Consider the following 19,966-nt stretch of genomic DNA (forward strand, 5'->3'; position numbering starts at 1 on the left):
TCCTCTTGATGATTGCACATACAAAGCAAGGAAAAATACAAGGAACTTTAAGCAGTGAACAGGTTGTGTTGTTTGCAGGAATTCCATACGCAGCGCCCCCTACAGGGGAGCTGCGCTGGAAAGCTCCGCAGCCGGTGCCAGATTGGGAGGGAATTCGGGATTGTACTCACTTTTCCAGATGCGCATATCAGGCATCATTAGATGATTGGAATGTTCCTTCACCATATGGATCAGAGTGGAGTCTCAGGGCGGAAGAAACGCCAAGTGAGGACTGCCTGTATGTAAACATCTGGACTCCGGTGGCATGTTTGAAAAAGGAAACACAGCTTCCTGTACTCTGCGTGATTCACGGAGGAGGATTTGAAGCAGGTTCTGGAGCAGTTCCGGTCTTGGATGGCACGCACATGGCAGAGCAAGGTATTGTTGTTATAACGATAAATTATAGATTGGGTGTGTTTGGCTTTTTGGCGCACACAGAGCTTTCAAAAGAAGCTCCCTATCATACTTCCGGTAATTATGGACTCTTGGATCAGATACAGGCCTTGCGATGGATTCAAGCGAATGTTGATGCTTTTGGAGGAAACCCGGACCAGGTAACGGTCTCTGGAGAATCCGCTGGTTCGATTAGTGTCAATGCCCTGTACGAATCTCCTTTGGCAAAAGGGCTTTTTGCGAGAGCATCCGCGCAAAGTGGCGCGCATATTGGAAGAGATACTTACTGTCCACAGATTTCTTTAAGAGATGCAGAACAGCAGGGAAGTGAGTACATGCAGAGACTTGCGGCAACGTCAATCGAAGAATTACGCATGATGCCCACAGAGAAGCTGTTTGAAGCAGGATGGGGATTCTTACCATTCCGGGATGGGTATGTCTGGCCGACGTGTGCAGAAGAAGTCTTTGCGAATCGAAAACAGAACGATGTACCGCTTCTGTTGGGAAGTAATGCAGATGAGGGAACTATTTTTAAGTTTTATTTTGAACAAGAGGAAATTAAACAGAAATTTGAAAAGTTAGCGAGGGAGCGTTATCAGGAAGATGCGTTTCGTTTTCTAGAGAGATATCCTCTGACAGATGGGAAAGAAGCAATCCAGTCTATGTGTGCTGCCTACGGAGAGAAGTTGTTTGCGTATACCATCTATTCATGGGCAAAATTACAGGTTTCTTCCGGAAATTCAGATGTCTTCTATTATTATTTTAACCGTGTAACACCGGGGTCGGACTACGGGGTGTATCATTCATCAGAGCTGCTGTATTTCTACAGAAATCTGGATAAATCAGAGACACTATGGGAAGAGATGGATCAACAGTTAATGGAGAAGATGTCCAACTATCTGCTTCACTTTGTTAAGACAGGAAACCCGAATGGAGACGCTGAAGCCGAATGGGATACATTTGGTAAGAATCTGGAGATGGTTATGGAATTAGGAGAACAGGTAGGAATGATATCCCATCCCAGTATAGAGATGTTCCGCATTTACGATAAATATGATAACAGAGGAGATTTGCAGGATGAAAGCTAGAAACTTCAATGACGGTTGGTGTTTTTCCAATGGGGCACCTAATAACTGGGGAACTCCGGTGGAGGATGAGCCCAAAAAATATGTTGTTTTGCCTCATGATTCCATGATTTTGGAAAACAGAACACCTGATACGGCCAATGCAAGTCATACGGGTTATTATCCGGGTAATGTATATACATATACGAAAGCATTTGAGGTACCGCTAGATTGGAAAAACAAAGAAATCTTTCTTGAATTTGATGGTATCTACAACAATGCTATGGTGTATATCAATGATGACCTGGCAGTGCAAAGGCCTTACGGATATTCGCAGTTTTATGTGCGCACCAATGATTTTTTGAAGTATGGGCAGAAGAATGAAATCAAAGTGATTGCTAATACCGGTATGGAAAAGAATAGTCGCTGGTATACTGGCGGAGGAATCTATCGCAATGTGAAGCTGTATGTGGCCAATCCGATGCACGTTGGATTACGAGGGCTAAGGATTACTACGCCGGAGATAGATTCTGATTACGCACAGGTGATGGTGGATGTCGCAATTGAAAATGCTGACCGCAATCGACAGACTGCAACCGTAGTTTTTGAAATCGTAGATTCCGATGGGCATTGTGTAAATTGTGAAAAAGTCAAGTATACAGCCTATTCTGATGAGACCGTACATTTACGCCGCAGACTTGGAATAGACAGCCCAAAGCTTTGGAGCTGTGAAACACCCTATTTATATCAGTGTATCATTCGAATTGAACAGGATGGACAGGTGGTCGATGAGGCTTCTTCCACATTTGGGGTTCGTAAACTACAATTGGATGTTAAGCACGGATTGCGAATGAACGGAATCCTGACAAATTTAAGAGGAGCCTGTATCCATCACGATAACGGAGTGATTGGTGCTGTTTCTCTGACAAGAGCAGAAGAACGAAAAATTCAACAATTGAAGGAAGCTGGTTTTAATTGTATCCGAAGTTCGCATAATCCGGCTAGCCCGGCTCTGCTGGATGCTTGTGACAAGTACGGTATGCTGGTTATGGATGAGACTTTCGATACGTGGACTCATACAAAATGTGCTAACGATTATGCCAACCATTTTACGGAATGGTGGGAGCGGGATATAGAAGCGATGATAGAAAAAGATTTCAATCATCCCTGCGTAATCTTATATTGTGTGGGAAATGAAATTGATGAGGCGGGAACCTCTAGAGGGGCCTTTTGGAATCGCAAACTTGTGGATAAAATCCGTAGTTTAGATGATACCAGATATATCACAAATGGTATTAATGGAATGATTACTATCATGGATCAGTTGGATCAGCTTGTGCCACAGATTATAGAGAAAGTCAATGCGCAGAAGAGGGAGGTTGAAGACGGAAGTCAAAGCGATGACTCGGGAAGCAATGGCTTGAATAATCTGATTTCCTTTGCAGGGGGTGTGACAGGGGATATGCTCTTTAGTCATCCACTGATTGGAGAGCGGACAGAAGAAATCTTTGGAACGATGGATATTGCAGGAATGAACTACATGACCAGCAGATATGAATTGGATCATGAAACGTATCCGAATCGGATTATTCTTGGCACAGAAACATTTCCGGCAGACATTGTCAGACTTTGGTCTTTGGTGAAAAAACATCCCCACGTGATTGGTGATATGACCTGGACTGGATATGATTATCTCGGAGAGGCAGGATGTGGTATCTTTCGCTATGACGGATCAGAGAACTTTTGGGCAAAATGGCCTGCGAGAGCTGCCTATATCGGCGATATCAATTTGATTGGTATCCGTCGTCCTGTTAGCTATTTCAGAGAGATTGTATATGGTTTGCGCAAAGAGCCATATATTGCAGTGGAACGATTAGAACGATACGGACAAGTGGTGACGAAAACGCCATGGATGCTGTTTGATGATATCGAGAGCTGGACATGGCTGGGCTACGAGGGAAAACCTGCGATAGTCCGTGTGTTTTCTGCATCAGAAGAAGTGGAGCTTTTCTTGAATGGAAAGAGCTTTGGAAGAAAGAAAACTGCCGAGACGGCAGATTATACTGCAGAATTTGAAATTAGCTATGAGCCTGGTAATCTGCTGGCGGTTGGCTATACGAACAGCCAGGAAGATGGACGAATGGAATTAAAGAGCGCATCTGACCATCTGCAGCTGCAGGCAGAAGCAGACAGAGATGTCATTGCAGCAGACGGAGCGGATCTTTCTTATGTAGTCATCAGCCTCGTTGACGAAGCAGGAACCATCAATCCGGCTGTTACAAGAGCGGTAACGGTTACCGTAGAGGGTGCAGGCACTTTGCAGGGATATGGAAGCGCAAATCCGGAATCAGAGGGCAATTATTTTGATACGACGTGGGATACCTTTGAGGGACGTGTCTTGGCAGTCGTTCGTTCTACGAATACGCCGGGAGAAATTCTAGTGCATATCTCTTCGGAAGGATTAAAAGAGATAGAGGTAAGAATACAATCCGTTTCCTAACAAAAGCGGAAGAAAATAAACAATATGTTTGAGGGGGGAGTTATAACATGTTAGTAAAAACAATACCATTGCGGGAAGGCCGCAAAGATGTAACTTTGACAACCTATGTGCTGGATGATTCCTGGGAAATGCTAAACGGAAAAAAGCGCCCGGCCGTATTAATTTGTCCGGGTGGTGGATATCTGTACTGCTCTGATCGGGAGGCAGAACCGATTGCACTTCGCTTTGCAGCTATGGGATATCATGCGTTTGTACTGCGATATTCCGTATATTACAAAGGAGAGGGTTTTCCGGAATATGCCAATGAGCTGGAGCCAAGATCAGAGACAGCCCATCCGGCACCAGTACATGATATGGGACTTGCGATGAAGTATATTCATCAGCACGCAGAGGAATGGTTGGTGGACGCTGATCGCATTGCCATCTGTGGGTTTTCGGGTGGCAGTCATAACTGTGCTATGTATGCTGTGTATTGGAATAAACCGCTCATCACTGATTTTATTGGAGTAGAAGCGGGACTTCCACCTGCTGCAGTTATTCTGGGATACGGGGTTGGTGACAACCAAACTATGGAGATGGATCCCCAGGTGATCAGCTTTCCGGATTTATTAGATGCATATACGGTTGCTTTATTTGGAGAAAAGAATCCGGATGAGGAGAAACGGCGCGCGTTAAGCCCCTCTCTTTTGGTAGATGAACATGTGCCGCCGACATTTTTATGGGCAACAGCTGGAGACGAAACAGTTCCTGTGCTTCAGACAGTCTGCATGGGAGAAAGTCTTGTACGCAAGAAAATTCCGGTGGAGATGCATATTTTTGAAGATGGCGGTCATGGGCTTGCACTTGCAACACAGGCTACTTCGTCAGCATTAAGCAATATTGTACCGGCTGTGTCAGTATGGGTAGATATGGTTGATAAATGGTTGCAAAAGAGATTCTTGTTACCGTTACCGGCACGGATGGAATGGGAAGAGGCGGCTTTGAAGGAAGCTTAGGAGGTAGGTGGAATCTTTATGGAGAGACAGATTATCACGGAATTTGATGTGCCGGTTCCCATGCGAGATGGAATTTTATTGCGTGCGGTTATCATTCGGCCGGCAAACGAGGGGAAATATCCGGTATTAGTAAGCAGAATGCCATACGGTAAAGATTATGCGGCCAGCTATGGACCGGATGGCACAATGATTGACATTTATAGCACAGTAAAAAAGGGGTATGTGGTTGTCCTACAGGATACCAGGGGTAAATTTGCATCCGAGGGTGAGTGGGATATTATTCCTGCTATGAATCAAGAAGCTGAAGATGGTTTTGATACAATAGCTTGGGCAACAGAGATGCCGTACAGCACTGGTGAAGTGGGCACATTTGGTGGTTCCTACCTAGCATTTACCCAGTGGTGTTTGATGGACAAAGGAATTTCAACGTATAAGGCAGCTGTTCCGACGACTATATGGGAAACGCCCAGAGACGGTTTCTGGTATCGGGGTGGGGCATTAGAACTGGGACTCTTCACGGCATGGGCTTTGGGGCTTCATAGCGATACACTCGGAAAAATGGGATTGGAAGAAGAAGCGTATATGCAGGCACTCTTTCGCCTTTCCTCCGACATGGAACAAATCAAAGAGCAACTGAAAGCATTGCCGTTGAATTCCTATGAACCATTTATTAATAATCAATTGCCACCTTCTGCTATGGCTATTATTCGTGGAGGATATGAGAACAAGTCATTGGTTGAAAAGTTGTCATTTACGGATACGTATGCAAATGTTAATGTTCCGTCCTTGCATATTGGGGGATGGTACGATGTTTTTTTGAATGGTACGATTAACAATTATATAGGTGTGAAAAAACATGCGAACAAAGAAGTGGCAGCTAAGAGTAAATTAGTAATTGGACCATGGACGCACTGGACCAGAACAGTGCGTGTGGGAGATATGTTCTTTGGGTTATCTTCGAGTGCTGCGGCAATTGATATACCGGGAATGCATCTTAGATGGTTCGATCAGCTTCTGAAACATGAAGATAATGGGATGGAGCAAGAAGCTCCGATTAAGCTTTTTGTAATGGGAGATAATGTGTGGCGGGACGAACAAGAGTGGCCGCTTGCCCGTACGCAGTATAAACCATTTTATTTACATAGTCAGGGGAATGCCAATACTCTGTATGGAGACGGTGAGCTGTCTCTGAAGCCGGCAGCAGAAGAGCCTTCGGATACGTATGACTACAATCCTGCCAATCCTGTGGAAACAACAGGAGGAGCTTTTCTAGTTGTACCATACTATGCGGAAGGACCACAGGATCAACGTGTCATTGAGATTCGGGAAGATGTGCTTGTCTATACTTCGGAGATACTCGAAGATGATCTGGAGGTGACTGGACCCATAAAAGCAAATATATGGGCATCTTCCAGTGTACTGGATACCGATTTTGTGGTGAGGCTTGTGGATGTCCACCCGGATGGATACGCGCAAAACCTGACAGATGGCATCCTTCGTGCCCGTTATCGTGATTTTGAACAAACGGGAGAAGTGAGCCTGCTTCGTCCAGATAAGCCGTATTTGTTTGAAGTGGATTTGTGGGCTACATCCAATGTATTTAAACGAGGGCACCGCATTCGCGTGGATATTACAAGTAGCAGTTTCCCACGGTGGGATCGCAATTCCAATACCGGCCATGATTGTGGTGTGGATACCGAAGCAGATTTTGTTGTTGCAAGGCAGCGGATTCTACACGACAAGGAGCATCCGTCGCACATCATGCTTCCGGTAATACCGCGTTCATAATGGTATTGTCAGGAATGTAAAAGTGATGTAGATTACGCAGTATTTCTTACAAGTGATAAGGGGAGAGGCATCACGGAGGCATCACGGGTGCATCTGTCGTGATTGGGGGATATTCTGCTCAATGAGCAGTGTATCCTCTTTCATATATAAAAATGACAGGAGCCAAGTTCAAATGCATGAAATATCCCCCGAAGTTTTCAATTGAATTCTTTCGGAGGATTCATGTTATTTATGCAATTGAGGAATTCTTGCAAAACTTGCGACTTCTCGTTTTTTCTCCAAACAAAGGACATTTCTAAACTTGAATCAACTTCATCTAATTCTCGATAGACAACCCCATTGTTCTGCTGATTTTGAAAGGAAGCGGGAACGAAGGCAACTCCCATCCCGGCCGATACGAACGCAACAATGGTCAGAATTTCAGGTGCCTCTAACGAAATTTTAGGTTGATAACCTGCCTTATAACAGAGATGGATCACCGCATCATGGTAAATCGATCCATTATTGCGGGAAGATACAATAAAGTCTTCATTGGCAAGATCTTGTACACGTAAGCTTTTTTGATTTGTTAAAAGATGTTTATGAGGAAGAGCTACAACGAATTTCTCTTTATGAATAACTTTAGATGTTAAAAAAGGGCTCTGAACTGGAGTGCGTACTATACCCAGAAGAATACGGCCATCATGTAAAGCTTGCAATTGATTCGGTGTCTTCATTTGATGAAGCACCAGGTTAACAGAAGGGAACTGTAATCGATAGTTTTGCAGCAAAGGAACAATGTTATAAGTTGTTGACCCCACGAATCCAATGTCCAGTCTACCAGTTGCCCCCCTATATGCTCGATCGGCAGCATCCAATGCCTTTTCTACTTGTGCCAAAGTTAAACGGGCCTCTTCTAAGAAGACTTTTCCAGCTTCCGTCAGATCAACTCGTTGCTTGTTACGGAATAATAATGGAAAGCCCAATTCATTCTCCAACTGACGAATTTGTTGGCTTAAAGGCGGCTGCGCAATGTTTAAGCGTGAAGCAGCTCGACCAAAATGCAATTCCTCAGCAACTGTAACAAAGTAACGCAAATGGCGTAGTTCCATCGGATTCCTCATTTCATCATAATAATATTACTGTAGGTCTACCCTACAATTATATCATATATGCAGAAAGGTTCCGATTTAAAGATGGAATGCCTATGACGGATTGGGTTTACGTCAATTTCGCTCATAATGATAGTTTAAACGAACGCGTAGCTTCTATTGCTTCAGCAGCTATACGTTTGACAACAGTGCTGGCGCTCTCAATCTCATCTATTAGGCTAACTATCTGCCCAACAGCCATGAAGCCATTTTCTACTTCGCCATCGATAGCAGCCCTCTTGTTATTGATTCCTTTCATATAGAATAATATCTCTTCCTTCTCTACATTGCTTTTTTCCAATTCTTGAACTTGAATCGCATATTGATTTTTATAAACACGCCGTGGACCGCCGAGTCTTGTCATAATGATTGTGGCGTCTTCCTTGGCTTCAATCAGCAATTTTTTGTAATTCTCATGTGCCTCACATTCGATTGTGGCCACAAATCGTGTACCCATTTGGATTCCTTCTGCACCTAACATAAGCGCAGCAATCATGCCTTTCCCGTCTGCAATGCCTCCAGCAGCAACGACAGGGATGGAAACAGCCCGAACTACTTGCGGAATAAGCGTAAATGTGGTGAGTTCAGCAGGACCATTATATCCTCCAGCTTCGTATCCTTCACAAATGATCATATCGGCTCCAAGGCTTTCCGCTTTTTTGGCTTGCTTTGGAGTTGACGTAATGACCATAACCACCAGGCCCAGATCTTTCAAAATGGGAATAAAAGGAGCAGGATTTCCCGCCCCGAGACTAACGGCTTTGATCAGGTTGCGATGCTTTTGAATAACCTCCATAAATTGGTTGTTATCCGCGTACTCCCTAATTGGGATATTCACACCGAAGGGCTTGTTTGTTTTTTTAGAGGCAATGAGGATTTCCCTTTCAAATCCCTCTGGTGTTCTTCCAGCGGAACCGACTTGCCCAAAACCTCCTCCTTCGGAAACTGCTGCGGCAAGCAATCCATTTCCAATGTAGGCTAATCCGCCTTCAATGATAGGATATTCGATTCCTAATAGGGTGCATATCTTGTTTTTCAATTCATATCATTTCCTTTCTTTTCTTGTGTGCGTTTCTTTAAAGCATAAGCTTCGAACAGTTTTATTACAGCAAGAATAATGCCAATTAACTTGTTATTTCTTGAAGTATCCATATTTACAAGGAGTCAATGATGATCGAACGACAATAAGTAAACTATATTGTTAATAGTAATTTACACAATGCTTATATTTATCAACACTAGTGTAAATATATGTAAACATATAATCGTAGAATCTCCCTCGAAATTAGTTTTTTCCGATTGGCATGTCTTTTGCTGCATGATCACTTATTCACACCAAATCACTTATGGGGGTAAAAGCATGCTAGTAAATTTCGGTAAAATTTTGTTGCAACAAGTTCAACAACATCCGGATCGACTTGCGCTTGCCAATGTAGAAAGAAATCGTTTTATTACATTTAAGGAATTACACTTGTTAACAAACAAGATCTGTAACATGATGAGGGACGAGTTTGACATGCACGTCGGTGATATTTTTGCAACTCTGCTGGAAAATGATAATAATAGTCTGTTCAGTTTTTGGACAGGAAAGGGGAAAACAAGCGGTCTATGGTTGAATTACAGGGATTCATTCGATGAACATCTATACCATATTGATTTCTTGAAGCCAAAACTAATCTTTATAGAGAATGAGATGCTCGAAAGCAAAAATTATTATGAAGCTTTAAGGCATAGAGGAATGGAAATTGTCTGCATGGATAAACCGTCCAATATCCGGGAAGGTATTCATTATTTCTGGGATCTTATCGAAAAAGCGAGTGAAGATGAAGTCAATTATATATACGATATTGATAAGCACATTACACATTATCGATTTACGGGGGGAACTACGGGAAGAGGGAAATGCGCCATGTACACGCTGCGCAATACCTTGAATGCTGTTTACCAAACGTATTCTCATCCGGAAAACTATTTTGACGGAGATGTGAAGTTTCTTCATATGGCCCCTATTACCCATGCTACGGCAACTTTTGTTATGCCCGTTTATTTTAAGGGTGGAACTAATTATACGATCAACAACACGGACCAGAACATGTTCGCTGAAGCGGTAGAAAAAAATAAGATTACCTCTTCTATGGCGGTTCCCACTTTGCTTTATCGACTGAATGACTCAGACTCAAACGTAAAATACGATCTAAGCAGCTTGGATAAAGTGTTTTATGGCGGTGCGCCGATGAGCCCAGCCAAATTGGAGAGCCTGCAACAAAAATTCGGGAACATTTTTATTCAACTTTATGGTTCTACGGAAGCTTGGCCGCACATCTTGTTTTTGGGTAAGTCTGATCATCTCGTGAAATCGGAAGAGGATAAGCGGAAACTGGCTTCATCCGGCAGGCCATTACTTGGTGTCGAGATTCAGATCGTGGATGCTTTAGGAGAAGAAGTGCAATTTGGCGAGATTGGTGAAATATTTATTCGCGGTGCTTCAGTGATTAACTGCTACCACAATTCACCAGAGGAGAGTGCGGCTGGCTTCTCAGAAGACGGCTTCTGGAAGTCCGGTGATATGGGTTACATGGATGAAGAGGGTTATATTTATATAGTGGATCGTAAGAAAGACATGATCATCAGCGGAGGTTTCAATATTTATGCAATCGAGGTCGAGAATGCTTTAAACAGCCATCCCGCCGTGCAGCAATCCGTAGTTGTCGGAGTACCGCACGAAGAGTGGGGGGAAGCCGTACATGCGGAAGTCATATTAAAGGAAGATATAACGGTAAGCGAAGATGAATTGATACAATTCGTGAAGATGAAGATAAGTTACAAAGCCCCCAAAACGATTACATTCGTTAGCAAGTTCCCGGTTAGTGCAGTAGGGAAGGTTCTTAGAAGAAAAGTTAGAGATGTTTACTGGCGTGATCAAATTAGGAAAATCTAGTATTCAATTGACTTCTATTTTGTATTTTTTCATTTTGGCGTACAGCCAAGGTCGGCTGATACCAAGCATTTTGCTGGCGATAGTCTTATTTCCTTGTGCTTTTTGCAAGGCGTCCAGAATGAGTTCCCGTTCTTTATGATTCATGCTTTGCTTGTGTCCACCAAGCATGGAGTGGGGGGGCTCCTCGGGATTTAGCGTGTTTTCGAGTCTTAAGCCCGAACTATTTTTGTTGTTAAGGATGTAGTCTGGTATTTGATGGATATCGATGTGCCCATCCGTAGTTACGTTCGCTGCACGTTCCAATATATTATGTAATTCGCGGATATTTCCCGGCCACTCATAGTTTAGCAAGGCAGACATAGCAGAGCTAGTAATCCCTTTTATTAAGAAACCCGATTGATTTAATTTATCAATAATCGAATCCGCAATATCGGGAATATCTTCTTTGCGCTCACGTAGAGAGGGGATATCGAGTCTTATTATATGGAGGCGGTAGTAAAGATCAGTACGAAATTTACCGATTTTTACTAAATGATCTAAGTCTTGGTTTGTTGCCGCAATGATTCTTGTAGTTAATTGAATGGTTCTATGGCTGCCGATGGGTTCAAACTCCTTTTCCTGAAGAACACGAAGCAGCTTTGCCTGAAGGTATATCGGCATTTCGCCGATCTCATCCAAAAATAGCGTTCCGTTCTGGGCAAGTTCAAATTTCCCTTTTTTACCCCCTTTTTTCGCACCAGTGAAGGATCCTTCTTCATATCCGAAAAATTCCGATTCCATTAACTCTTCTGGGATGGCGGCGCAGTTTATTTTAACAAATTTGCCTGGCAAGGAGGAAGCGTCATGAATGCCGTGTGCAAATAGCTCTTTGCCTGTTCCGCTATCTCCGATCAGCAAAACAGTCGAAAGGCTTCGCGAAGCGGCCAAGGCTTCCTTCTTTACTTTTTGGATGATGGGGGATTGTCCGATAATATCGGCAAATGAATACTTCACCCCTTTTGTATCCTGTAATGCCTGCTGAGAATACGAAATTTTATTCTCCTGTTTATTTTCGAACTTCGATTGAAGTTGAGATTCAAGCAAATCATACATTTTTTTATAAGAAACAAGGACCTGAGAAGTGGAAAGAATTCCTATTGGTTCATGCCGTTCATTGACTACTGGTGCATTGCTGATCCTTTTGTTTAAAAATAAGACTCGAGTCTCATAATCTGTCATATCGGGCGTAATATGAATTGGAGCGTAATTAATGAACGGTTTGATTGACCCCGTTAACGGTATGCCCTCCGTGATAGCTTGAATAATTTTGTTTTTGGTGATGATTCCCATCAATTGATTTTCTGTATTGACTACGGAAATAATATTGGTGTTATGATTGGCAAAAATTCGCAGTGAATCAAGCAGAGAATGATGTTCGCCACAGTTTTCGATGGTTATCATCAATTCCTTAATCAGCAATCGGACCACCCCTTTCTATTAAAGTATAAACCCCATAATTTGGGATGTAAATCATCGGTTATTAGAAATGTAAACAACAACTTTCATAAATGTAATCAAATGCTTACAGTATATCATTGGCATGAAAATTGCTTATATAAACGATTAGACTCGGATAGGAACCATACGGAAGGAGAGGGATACAATGAAACTGTGGGAATTTTCAGTTGGCGAGGTTTTTAAGACAGAATCTGATGTGATTACAAAAGAAGAAATTGTTGATTTTGCCTCACGTTACGATCCTCATTATTTTCATTTGGATGAAGAAAAGGCAAAAGAGAGTATGTTTAAGGGAATCGCCGCATCGGGGCTTCATACCTTGTCTTTCGCCTGGAGCTTGTGGATCAAGATGGGTATTCTAGGTGAAGATGTGATTTGTGGCATTGGAATGGATAAAATCCGTTTTCTTAAACCGGTATATCCTGGGGATAGGTTATCTTCTGAAGTTACTATTCTATCGTTAGAAAGCCATCCGAAAAAGAAGGACATGGGCTACATGGAGTTCAAGCTGTGTGTCAGGAATCAGGATTCTGCCGCAGTACTGAAAGCAGAAATGAAAGCTTTGATGAAAGGAGACCGGGAATGCGAAGAACGGTAATCGTAAGCGGGGCGAGAACCCCTTTTGGCAAATTTGGCGGTGTTTTGAAAGACATACAGGCGGTTGACTTGGGCGCAAATGTCATAAGGGAGGCATTGGAGCGTACTGGTGTCAGCGGAGAACTGGTTGATCAAGTCATTATGGGAATGGTTCTGCAATCAGGAGCCGGCCAAATTCCATCTCGTCAAGCGGCTATTAAAGCCGGGTTGCCTTGGGAAGTACAGTCGGAAACGATCAATAAGGTATGTGCCTCCGGATTGCGTGCAGTAATTCTTGGTGATCAAATCATACGTGCCGGCGATGCACAGATCATTGTATCCGGTGGAATGGAAAGCATGAGCAACGTTCCTTATGCTGTATCGAAGACACGTTGGGGCATGCGGATGGGGGATACTGTGATTCAGGATTTGATGATTCATGACGGATTAACTTGTGCCTTTGAAGATGTTCATATGGCTGTTCATGCTTCCTCAGTGGCTAACGAATTTAATATTTCCCGTGAAGAACAGGATGCATGGGCTTATCGCAGCCATCAGAGAGCTGTGGCGGCAATTAACACAGGAAAGTTCAAAGATGAAATCTGTCCGATTACGATCAATCATAAAGGTAAGCCTTTCATTGTTGACACGGATGAATCCCCCCGTAAGGATACCAGCTTGGAACAATTGGAGAACCTGGCGCCAATCTTTGTAAACGATGGAACCATTACGGCCGGCAATGCACCCGGTGTAAACGATGGAGCTGGAGCATTGGTTTTAATGTCGGAAGAGAAAGCTTTAGAGTTGGGGAAACAGCCTTTGGCTACGATCCTTGGGCATGCAGCGGTCGGCCAGAAGGCTCCCTATATTGCTACTACACCGGGCCTCGCGATTAACAAACTGTTGAAAAAGACAGGTCATTCCATTAGCGATATCGATTTGTTCGAAATAAATGAAGCCTTTGCTGCAGTTGTGATGACCAGTTCCAAGACCATCGTTGGGCTGGAGCTGGATAAAGTGAATGTCAACGGCGGAGCTATCGCTTTGGGTCATCCTGTTGGGGCTAGCGGAGCGCGCATTTTGATTAGCCTTATTTATGAGTTGCGTCGTCGTGGCGGAGGCTTGGGAATTGCAGCGATATGCAGCGGTGCGGCGCAAGGTGATGCGATCTTAGTACAAGTACATTAAGGAGTGAGAATATGGATATTAAACGTGTAATGGTCATTGGAGCCGGCCAAATGGGAAGCGGTATTGCACAAACGGCAGCAACAGCAGGATTTCATGTAGCATTAAATGATATTAGGTTAGAGTTGGTGGAAAAGGGGCTAGGCTCAATCAAGTCGAATTTGTCCCGCGATGTAGAAAAGGGACGGAAGAGTGTAGAGGAAGCGGACGCCATTTTAAGCCGTATATCCAGCTCTGTGAATTTGGAAGACGCCGGAAATGCTGATTTTATCGTAGAAGCTGTGATAGAAAATATGGCCATTAAATCGGATTTATTCAAGAGGCTTGATGACATCTGCCCTCCTCATACAATCTTGGCAACGAATACCTCATCATTGCCGATAACGGAAATCGCGGCAGCAACCAAGCGACCTGAAAAAGTAATTGGCATGCATTTCATGAATCCGGTACCGGTGATGAAGCTGATTGAAGTAATTCGAGGACTAGCCACTTCCGATGAAACCTACCAAGTCGTTGAGGGTTTATCCAAGAAAATGGGCAAGGTTCCTGTAGGGGTCAATGATTTTCCCGGTTTTGTCTCTAATCGAATTTTACTCCCGATGATTAACGAAGCGATTTATTGCGTTTATGAAGGAGTTGCTACGGCTGAAGCGATCGATGATGTGATGAAGCTAGGCATGAACCATCCGATGGGTCCGTTGACATTGGCAGATTTCATCGGTCTGGATACTTGCCTCTACATTATGGAGATATTGCATGACGGACTAGGCGATTCCAAATACCGTCCATGCCCACTGCTTCGCAAATATGTCAAAGCCGGTTGGTTGGGCAAAAAAACCGGCCGCGGTTTTTTTACTTATGAAAAATAAGGAGCTACTATGAATATTATTCGAACAAAAACAGATCATATTTTACAAATAACCATTTCCCGAGAAAAAAATATGAATGCCCTTAATTCAGAGATCCTAAAAGAGATTAATGAAATATTAGATGAAACTCGTCAAGATGATTCCATTCGGGTTGTTATTTTTACTGGTGCGGGAGTAAAGTCATTTATTGCCGGTGCGGATATTGCCGAGCTTGAATCCATCCAAACGCCATCAAATTCTCTTGATTTTTCTCGATATGGGCAACGCGTGTTTGATGCTATCGAGAACTTGCCACAAGTGACGATCGCCGCAATTAATGGCTTTGCTCTCGGGGGAGGACTGGAATTAGCATTAGCTTGTGATATTCGGGTGGCCGGAAAAAACGCGAAATTAGGATTGCCTGAAATCAATTTAGGATTAATTCCCGGATATGGCGGCACTCAAAGAATGCTTCGGTTGTTGGGTTATGGCTTAACCAAATACCTCATACTAACCGGCAAAATGATTGACGCTGAAAAAGCTTTGCAGATGGGATTGGTCGAAGAGGTATGCGAGATAGATGAGCTGATTCCGTTTGCCCATAGATTGGCGGAAGAACTGTCAAGTAAATCCCCTCTGGTGATCAATCGGATCAAAGAAATAATTAATAATTGTTACGATTATGATTTGAAAAAAGGATTAGATTTTGAAGCTAGTATGTTTTCGAATGTATATTCTTCCCAAGATGCAAAGGAAGGGATATCGGCATTTTTGGATAAAAGGAAACCTCTTTTTATTGGGAAATAAAATTCGGCCCGCTTAGAAAGCGGGTTTTTGTTTTTTTTGGAATATGTATTTCCGAGGCAAGCCATTAAGAGTCGTCAAAGTACCAGTAAATAGTCGTCAGAATGTTAGTCGTCACTAGCCCTTTTCAATAACATAGAACCTAGGACAGACTGTAGGGGCAAGGAAAGGAGAGGAGAGGGATTTCATGAATAAGAAGTCAAATTTCTTTAAGTCAGCTAAACCGATTTGGCCCGAAGGGATTTCGGGACAAATGAATTACATTGCAGGGTTCAGAGCGATTATTGACAAGCCGGATTCCGCAGAAGTTATGCTTAACATTGCGGTCGCGACGCTATATCGGGTTTGGTTAAATGGCGAGTTTATCGGATATGGCCCTGCAAGAGCGGCGGAAGGTTATTTCAGGGTGGATGAATACGCTCTTCCCGGCAACTGGGTTAATGGTGCCAATATCATCGCAATAGAAGTTGTTGCTTATAATGCTCATACAAATTACATCATGATGCAACCAGAATTTCTACAAGCAGAAGTCATTTGTGACGGTAAAGTGTTAGCTTCTACAGAAGGAGAGGGAGTCAGGTTTGAAGCAAGGTTATGCAGCGAGCGTGTGCAAAAAGTACCGCGGTACAGTGCGCATAGAGCGTTTATAGAATATTATCATATGGATTCCGGGTCCCTAGATTGGAAGAAGAACCTGGCGTGCGAATTTATGTCGTTGGCGTGTAAAGCAATGCCAGAGAAGAGGTTGTTGCCTCGTGAAGTTGAATATCCTGAATACACGCTGAGAGTACCGGTTCAAGAGATCGAACAAGGCACTTTTGATGAAGATTCAGCTGCAGATGATTCTTGGTTACCTGTCTGGACGCCTATGGTCGGAAGTTTAATAAAAGGCTTCACTGCTGATGAATTTGAAGTTAATCCAATTCGCGATTATCAACGGACGAAGTCGTATAAGACAATGGAGAACGATGATTTTCTTTCCTGTGACATGGCCGTTGATTTAAATAAAGGCTCGTATTGGATGGTTGATTTTGGCACGAATTTAACGGGCTTTATCGGGGCTACCGTAATCGTCAAAGAGCGGACTAAGATTTTTTCCTATTTGATGAGTTACTGATTAATGGTGATGTAAGTCTAAAGCGTTCTGATAATAATTCCATTATTGGATATGAGCTTGAAGAGGGTGCATATATCCTCGAATCGATAGAAGCTTATACGTTGAAGTATTTAAAAGTCATGATTTTTGAAGGTTCATGCGAAATGAGAAATATTCAACTTAGAGAATATGCGAATCCGGAAGTATATAAGGCACATTTTTCAAGCAGTGATGGGAAACTGAATCGATTATTTGAAGGTGGAAGAGAAACGTTACGTCAAAATGCGGTGGATCTGTTCACCGATTGTCCTTCCCGTGAAAGAGGTGCCTATTTATGTGACTCTTTCTTTACAGCAAGAGCCGGATTTGATCTGACGGGAAACAGCAAAGTAGAGCGTAACTTTTTGGAAAACTTCCTATTAGCGGATACATTCAATCAGTTGCCAGAAGGTATCCTGCCATTCTGTTATCCTTCGGATACGAAACCAAACTATCGGGATATTAAATCACCCTATGCCATATTTATTCCTAACTGGTCATTATGGTTTATTGTCCAGCTTGAGGAATATTTAGCCCGGAGTGGAGATGTGCAATTAATCGAACTTTGTAGGCCTAAAGTGTTAAAGATGTTAGATTATTTTAAAGCGTTTGAGAATGAAGACGGACTCCTTGAAAAGCTTGAAAGCTGGGTATTTATAGAATGGTCCAAGGCAAATGAATACGTTCAGGATGTAAGTTATCCGAGCAATATGCTTTACGCAGGAGCTATGGCTGCTGCAGGTAGACTCTATCATTTGGAACAACTTCTTGATCGTTCAAACCGCATAAAAGAGGAGATCTGTAAACAATCCTACGATGGCACCTTTTTCGTAGATAATGCGGTGCGTGAGAATGGTGTTTTAAAGATTACAAATAATCGGTCTGAAGTCTGTCAATATTATGCGTTTTTCTTTGAAATCGCTGTGCCTGAAACACATGGACGACTATGGGATATCCTGCTTTCCGAGTTTGGGCCGAAAAGAAAGGAATCAAGGGCTTATCCTGAAGTCGATCCCGCTAATGCGTTTATAGGGAACCACTTGAGACTTGATTTGCTTTCACGATATGGCTTCGGTAACCAACCGATGAATGAATCAAGGGCTTATCCTGAAGTCGATCCCGCTAATGCGTTTATAGGGAACCACTTGAGACTTGATTTGCTTTCACGATATGGCTTCGGTAACCAACCGATGAATGAATCAAGTGATTACTTCATGTACATGATAGGGAGAACAGGTACGGTATGGGAGCATGCCGACGAATCTGGAAGCTGCAATCATGGATTTGGTTCACATCTCGTGCGTTGGTTATTTAAGAATGTGGTTGGTATTAAATATATTGACAATTTAAATAAGACGATCGCTATACGGTTTGAGGCCTCTGAACTAACTTGGAGTGAGGGAAGGATACCGCTCTCAAATGGATATCTAGCTGTTAATTGGTGGCGGGAAGAGGAAGCGATCTACTATCGAGTTGAATTACCGGCAGGATTCAGACTGGAAGTGGAAAATAGGACCGGTTTAAGTCTTGTTCGGAAGTAACTGAAGGTTTGCCAGGACCGTTAATAAGGATGAAGACCTTGCTTATGAACATGAAGCAGGTCTTTTTTTGTTCCAAAAAGTCGTCAAAACGTTAGTCAGTAGTCGCTATATTGTTAGTTGCCTCTGGCGTATCGCTATAAGATGGGGAGGAGAGTTAATAACTGATTTTTAGGAGGAGCAACATGACACTACATTTTCCAGAAGGTTTTTTATGGGGAGCATCGACTGCAGCACATCAGGTGGAAGGGAATAATACGAATTCCGATTTTTGGCTCATGGAAAACTTGGAGGGTTCAGTTTTTAAGGAGCCTTCGGGAAGCGCCGTAGACCACTATCGTCGTTATAGGGAAGATATTGCTTCGATGGCCGAAATGGGCTTGAATTCCTATCGGTTCTCGATGGAATGGGCACGAATCGAACCGGAGGAGGGGCGCTTCGATGCGGCGGAAATTGCACATTACCGGGATGTACTGGTCGCGTGTAAAGAATGGAATATCACGCCTGTCGTGACCTTGCATCACTTTAGTTCGCCGCAATGGCTTATCCGAGAGGGAGGTTGGGAGTCGGCCGATACACCTGCCCGATTTGCTCGCTACTGCACGCATGTCATGCGCGAATTAGGCGACTTGATTCCCTATGTATGTACGATCAATGAAGCGAATATTTCCATTGGGATCAAGAAAATTATGAAGCGTTACCAATCCAAGTCGGGGGCGCCCGGTGCACAGGTTGGGATGAATATGGACAAAATGGATCAAATGCAAAAATATAATGAGGGACTGAGCAAAGGCTTTAACGTGCCTTATACCGAGGTTCACATGTTCCTAGCTCCACGTTCGGATAAAGGCTTGGAAATCATTTTTCAAGCTCATACTGAAGCGAGAGCAGCAATCCGCAAAATCAGTCCTCATACTCAAATCGGGTTGACGCTGTCGCTCTATGACATTCAGAGTGTTCCTGGCGGAGAGGAGCAAGCCGCCGATGCGTTGCAGGAGGAGTTTCTCCAATTTCTCCCTTACTTGCAGGATGACGATTTCTTCGGCTTGCAAAATTATACGCGAGCGATTTATGGCCCAGATGGCATTCTGCCTGTCCCGGAGGGCGTTGAGAAGACTCAGATGGGGAACGAATTTTACCCGGAAGCGCTCGGGGCTGTTGTCCGTTATGTTGGGGGGCAACTGAGCATCCCGATCATGATTACGGAGAATGGCGTGGCGACAGATGATGATACTCGCCGCGTTGCCTTCATCGATCGGGCCTTGAAAGGCGTGCATGAATGCATTGCGGATGGCATTCAGGTATTAGGCTATATGCACTGGTCGCTGATGGATAATTTTGAATGGCAGCTCGGGTTCTCAAGACGTTTCGGGCTTATTAAGGTAGACCGTTCGACACAGGAGAGGACCATCAAGACTAGTGGCCTTCATTTGGGGAATATTGCGAAAACGAACGCGATTTAATGCATCCGAAGATTCTCGATTTGTAAATGGAGCCGTGATCGCAGCTGACGGAGGCTGGGCTGCGTATTAAGAC

The 19,966-nt window shown here is 43.5% G+C and carries 15 protein-coding genes; 12 read left to right on the top strand and 3 right to left on the bottom strand.

What is annotated here, in order from left to right:
• Positions 1 to 8 precede the first annotated feature (8 nt).
• The 4 genes from AC58P7_RS24585 to AC58P7_RS24600 are packed head-to-tail and all read left to right on the top strand — an operon-like array spanning position 9 to position 6,779.
• Positions 9 to 1,520 carry a carboxylesterase/lipase family protein gene (locus AC58P7_RS24585; protein WP_497347615.1) on the top strand — a complete coding sequence of 504 codons (1,512 nt, stop codon included), beginning with the start codon at positions 9 to 11 and terminating at the stop codon, positions 1,518 to 1,520.
• Entirely contained in the window at positions 1,510 to 3,996 is a 2,487-nt protein-coding gene (locus AC58P7_RS24590) for a glycoside hydrolase family 2 TIM barrel-domain containing protein (protein ID WP_497347617.1), read from the top strand. Before AC58P7_RS24585 ends, AC58P7_RS24590 begins: the two co-directional genes overlap by 11 nt.
• Before the next feature lie 47 nt (positions 3,997 to 4,043).
• Complete coding sequence (locus tag AC58P7_RS24595; protein WP_497347619.1) at positions 4,044 to 4,991, top strand: alpha/beta hydrolase; 948 nt, start codon at positions 4,044 to 4,046, stop codon at positions 4,989 to 4,991.
• 18 nt (positions 4,992 to 5,009) lie between these two features.
• Positions 5,010 to 6,779 carry a CocE/NonD family hydrolase gene (locus AC58P7_RS24600; protein ID WP_497347621.1) on the top strand — a complete coding sequence of 590 codons (1,770 nt, stop codon included), beginning with the start codon at positions 5,010 to 5,012 and terminating at the stop codon, positions 6,777 to 6,779.
• Between the two features lie 197 nt (positions 6,780 to 6,976).
• On the opposite strand, the gene AC58P7_RS24605 is transcribed toward AC58P7_RS24600, so the two are convergent.
• Positions 6,977 to 7,870: a LysR substrate-binding domain-containing protein gene (locus tag AC58P7_RS24605; RefSeq protein ID WP_497347623.1), complete on the bottom strand. Its 894-nt coding sequence runs from the start codon at positions 7,868 to 7,870 to the stop codon at positions 6,977 to 6,979.
• Between the two features lie 124 nt (positions 7,871 to 7,994).
• Complete coding sequence (locus AC58P7_RS24610; protein WP_497347625.1) at positions 7,995 to 8,948, bottom strand: NAD(P)H-dependent flavin oxidoreductase; 954 nt, start codon at positions 8,946 to 8,948, stop codon at positions 7,995 to 7,997.
• 321 nt (positions 8,949 to 9,269) lie between these two features.
• On the opposite strand from AC58P7_RS24610, the gene AC58P7_RS24615 reads away from it, so the two are divergent.
• On the top strand, positions 9,270 to 10,847 hold the full coding sequence (locus tag AC58P7_RS24615) for a class I adenylate-forming enzyme family protein (protein ID WP_497347627.1): 1,578 nt from the start codon (positions 9,270 to 9,272) through the stop codon (positions 10,845 to 10,847).
• Positions 10,848 to 10,850: 3 nt separating this feature from the next.
• Here AC58P7_RS24615 and AC58P7_RS24620 read toward each other — a convergent pair whose 3' ends face one another.
• The gene (locus AC58P7_RS24620) at positions 10,851 to 12,305 is read right to left on the bottom strand and encodes a sigma 54-interacting transcriptional regulator (protein ID WP_497347629.1); all 1,455 of its coding nucleotides are present in this window, start codon (positions 12,303 to 12,305) and stop codon (positions 10,851 to 10,853) included.
• 184 nt (positions 12,306 to 12,489) lie between these two features.
• On the opposite strand from AC58P7_RS24620, the gene AC58P7_RS24625 reads away from it, so the two are divergent.
• The 7 genes from AC58P7_RS24625 to AC58P7_RS24655 all read left to right on the top strand — a co-directional run bounded on the left by AC58P7_RS24625 (position 12,490) and on the right by AC58P7_RS24655 (position 19,893).
• A complete protein-coding gene (locus AC58P7_RS24625; protein WP_497347631.1) occupies positions 12,490 to 12,942 on the top strand; it encodes a MaoC/PaaZ C-terminal domain-containing protein in 453 nt (150 codons plus the stop codon).
• Positions 12,927 to 14,108 carry an acetyl-CoA C-acetyltransferase gene (locus AC58P7_RS24630; protein ID WP_497347633.1) on the top strand — a complete coding sequence of 394 codons (1,182 nt, stop codon included), beginning with the start codon at positions 12,927 to 12,929 and terminating at the stop codon, positions 14,106 to 14,108. Before AC58P7_RS24625 ends, AC58P7_RS24630 begins: the two co-directional genes overlap by 16 nt.
• Before the next feature lie 11 nt (positions 14,109 to 14,119).
• Entirely contained in the window at positions 14,120 to 14,974 is an 855-nt protein-coding gene (locus tag AC58P7_RS24635) for a 3-hydroxybutyryl-CoA dehydrogenase (RefSeq protein WP_497347635.1), read from the top strand.
• Positions 14,975 to 14,983: 9 nt separating this feature from the next.
• Positions 14,984 to 15,760 carry an enoyl-CoA hydratase/isomerase family protein gene (locus tag AC58P7_RS24640; RefSeq protein ID WP_497347637.1) on the top strand — a complete coding sequence of 259 codons (777 nt, stop codon included), beginning with the start codon at positions 14,984 to 14,986 and terminating at the stop codon, positions 15,758 to 15,760.
• Positions 15,761 to 15,944: 184 nt separating this feature from the next.
• Positions 15,945 to 16,874 carry a hypothetical protein gene (locus tag AC58P7_RS24645; RefSeq protein WP_497347638.1) on the top strand — a complete coding sequence of 310 codons (930 nt, stop codon included), beginning with the start codon at positions 15,945 to 15,947 and terminating at the stop codon, positions 16,872 to 16,874.
• 143 nt (positions 16,875 to 17,017) lie between these two features.
• The gene (locus tag AC58P7_RS24650; protein WP_497347640.1) at positions 17,018 to 18,433 is read left to right on the top strand and encodes an alpha-L-rhamnosidase-related protein; all 1,416 of its coding nucleotides are present in this window, start codon (positions 17,018 to 17,020) and stop codon (positions 18,431 to 18,433) included.
• 182 nt (positions 18,434 to 18,615) lie between these two features.
• Positions 18,616 to 19,893, top strand: coding sequence for a glycoside hydrolase family 1 protein (locus tag AC58P7_RS24655; RefSeq protein WP_497347642.1), 1,278 nt, complete (start codon positions 18,616 to 18,618; stop codon positions 19,891 to 19,893).
• The last annotated feature ends 73 nt before the right edge of the window (positions 19,894 to 19,966 follow it).

The sequence above is a fragment of the Paenibacillus sp. J22FR5 genome (genome assembly GCF_059691975.1).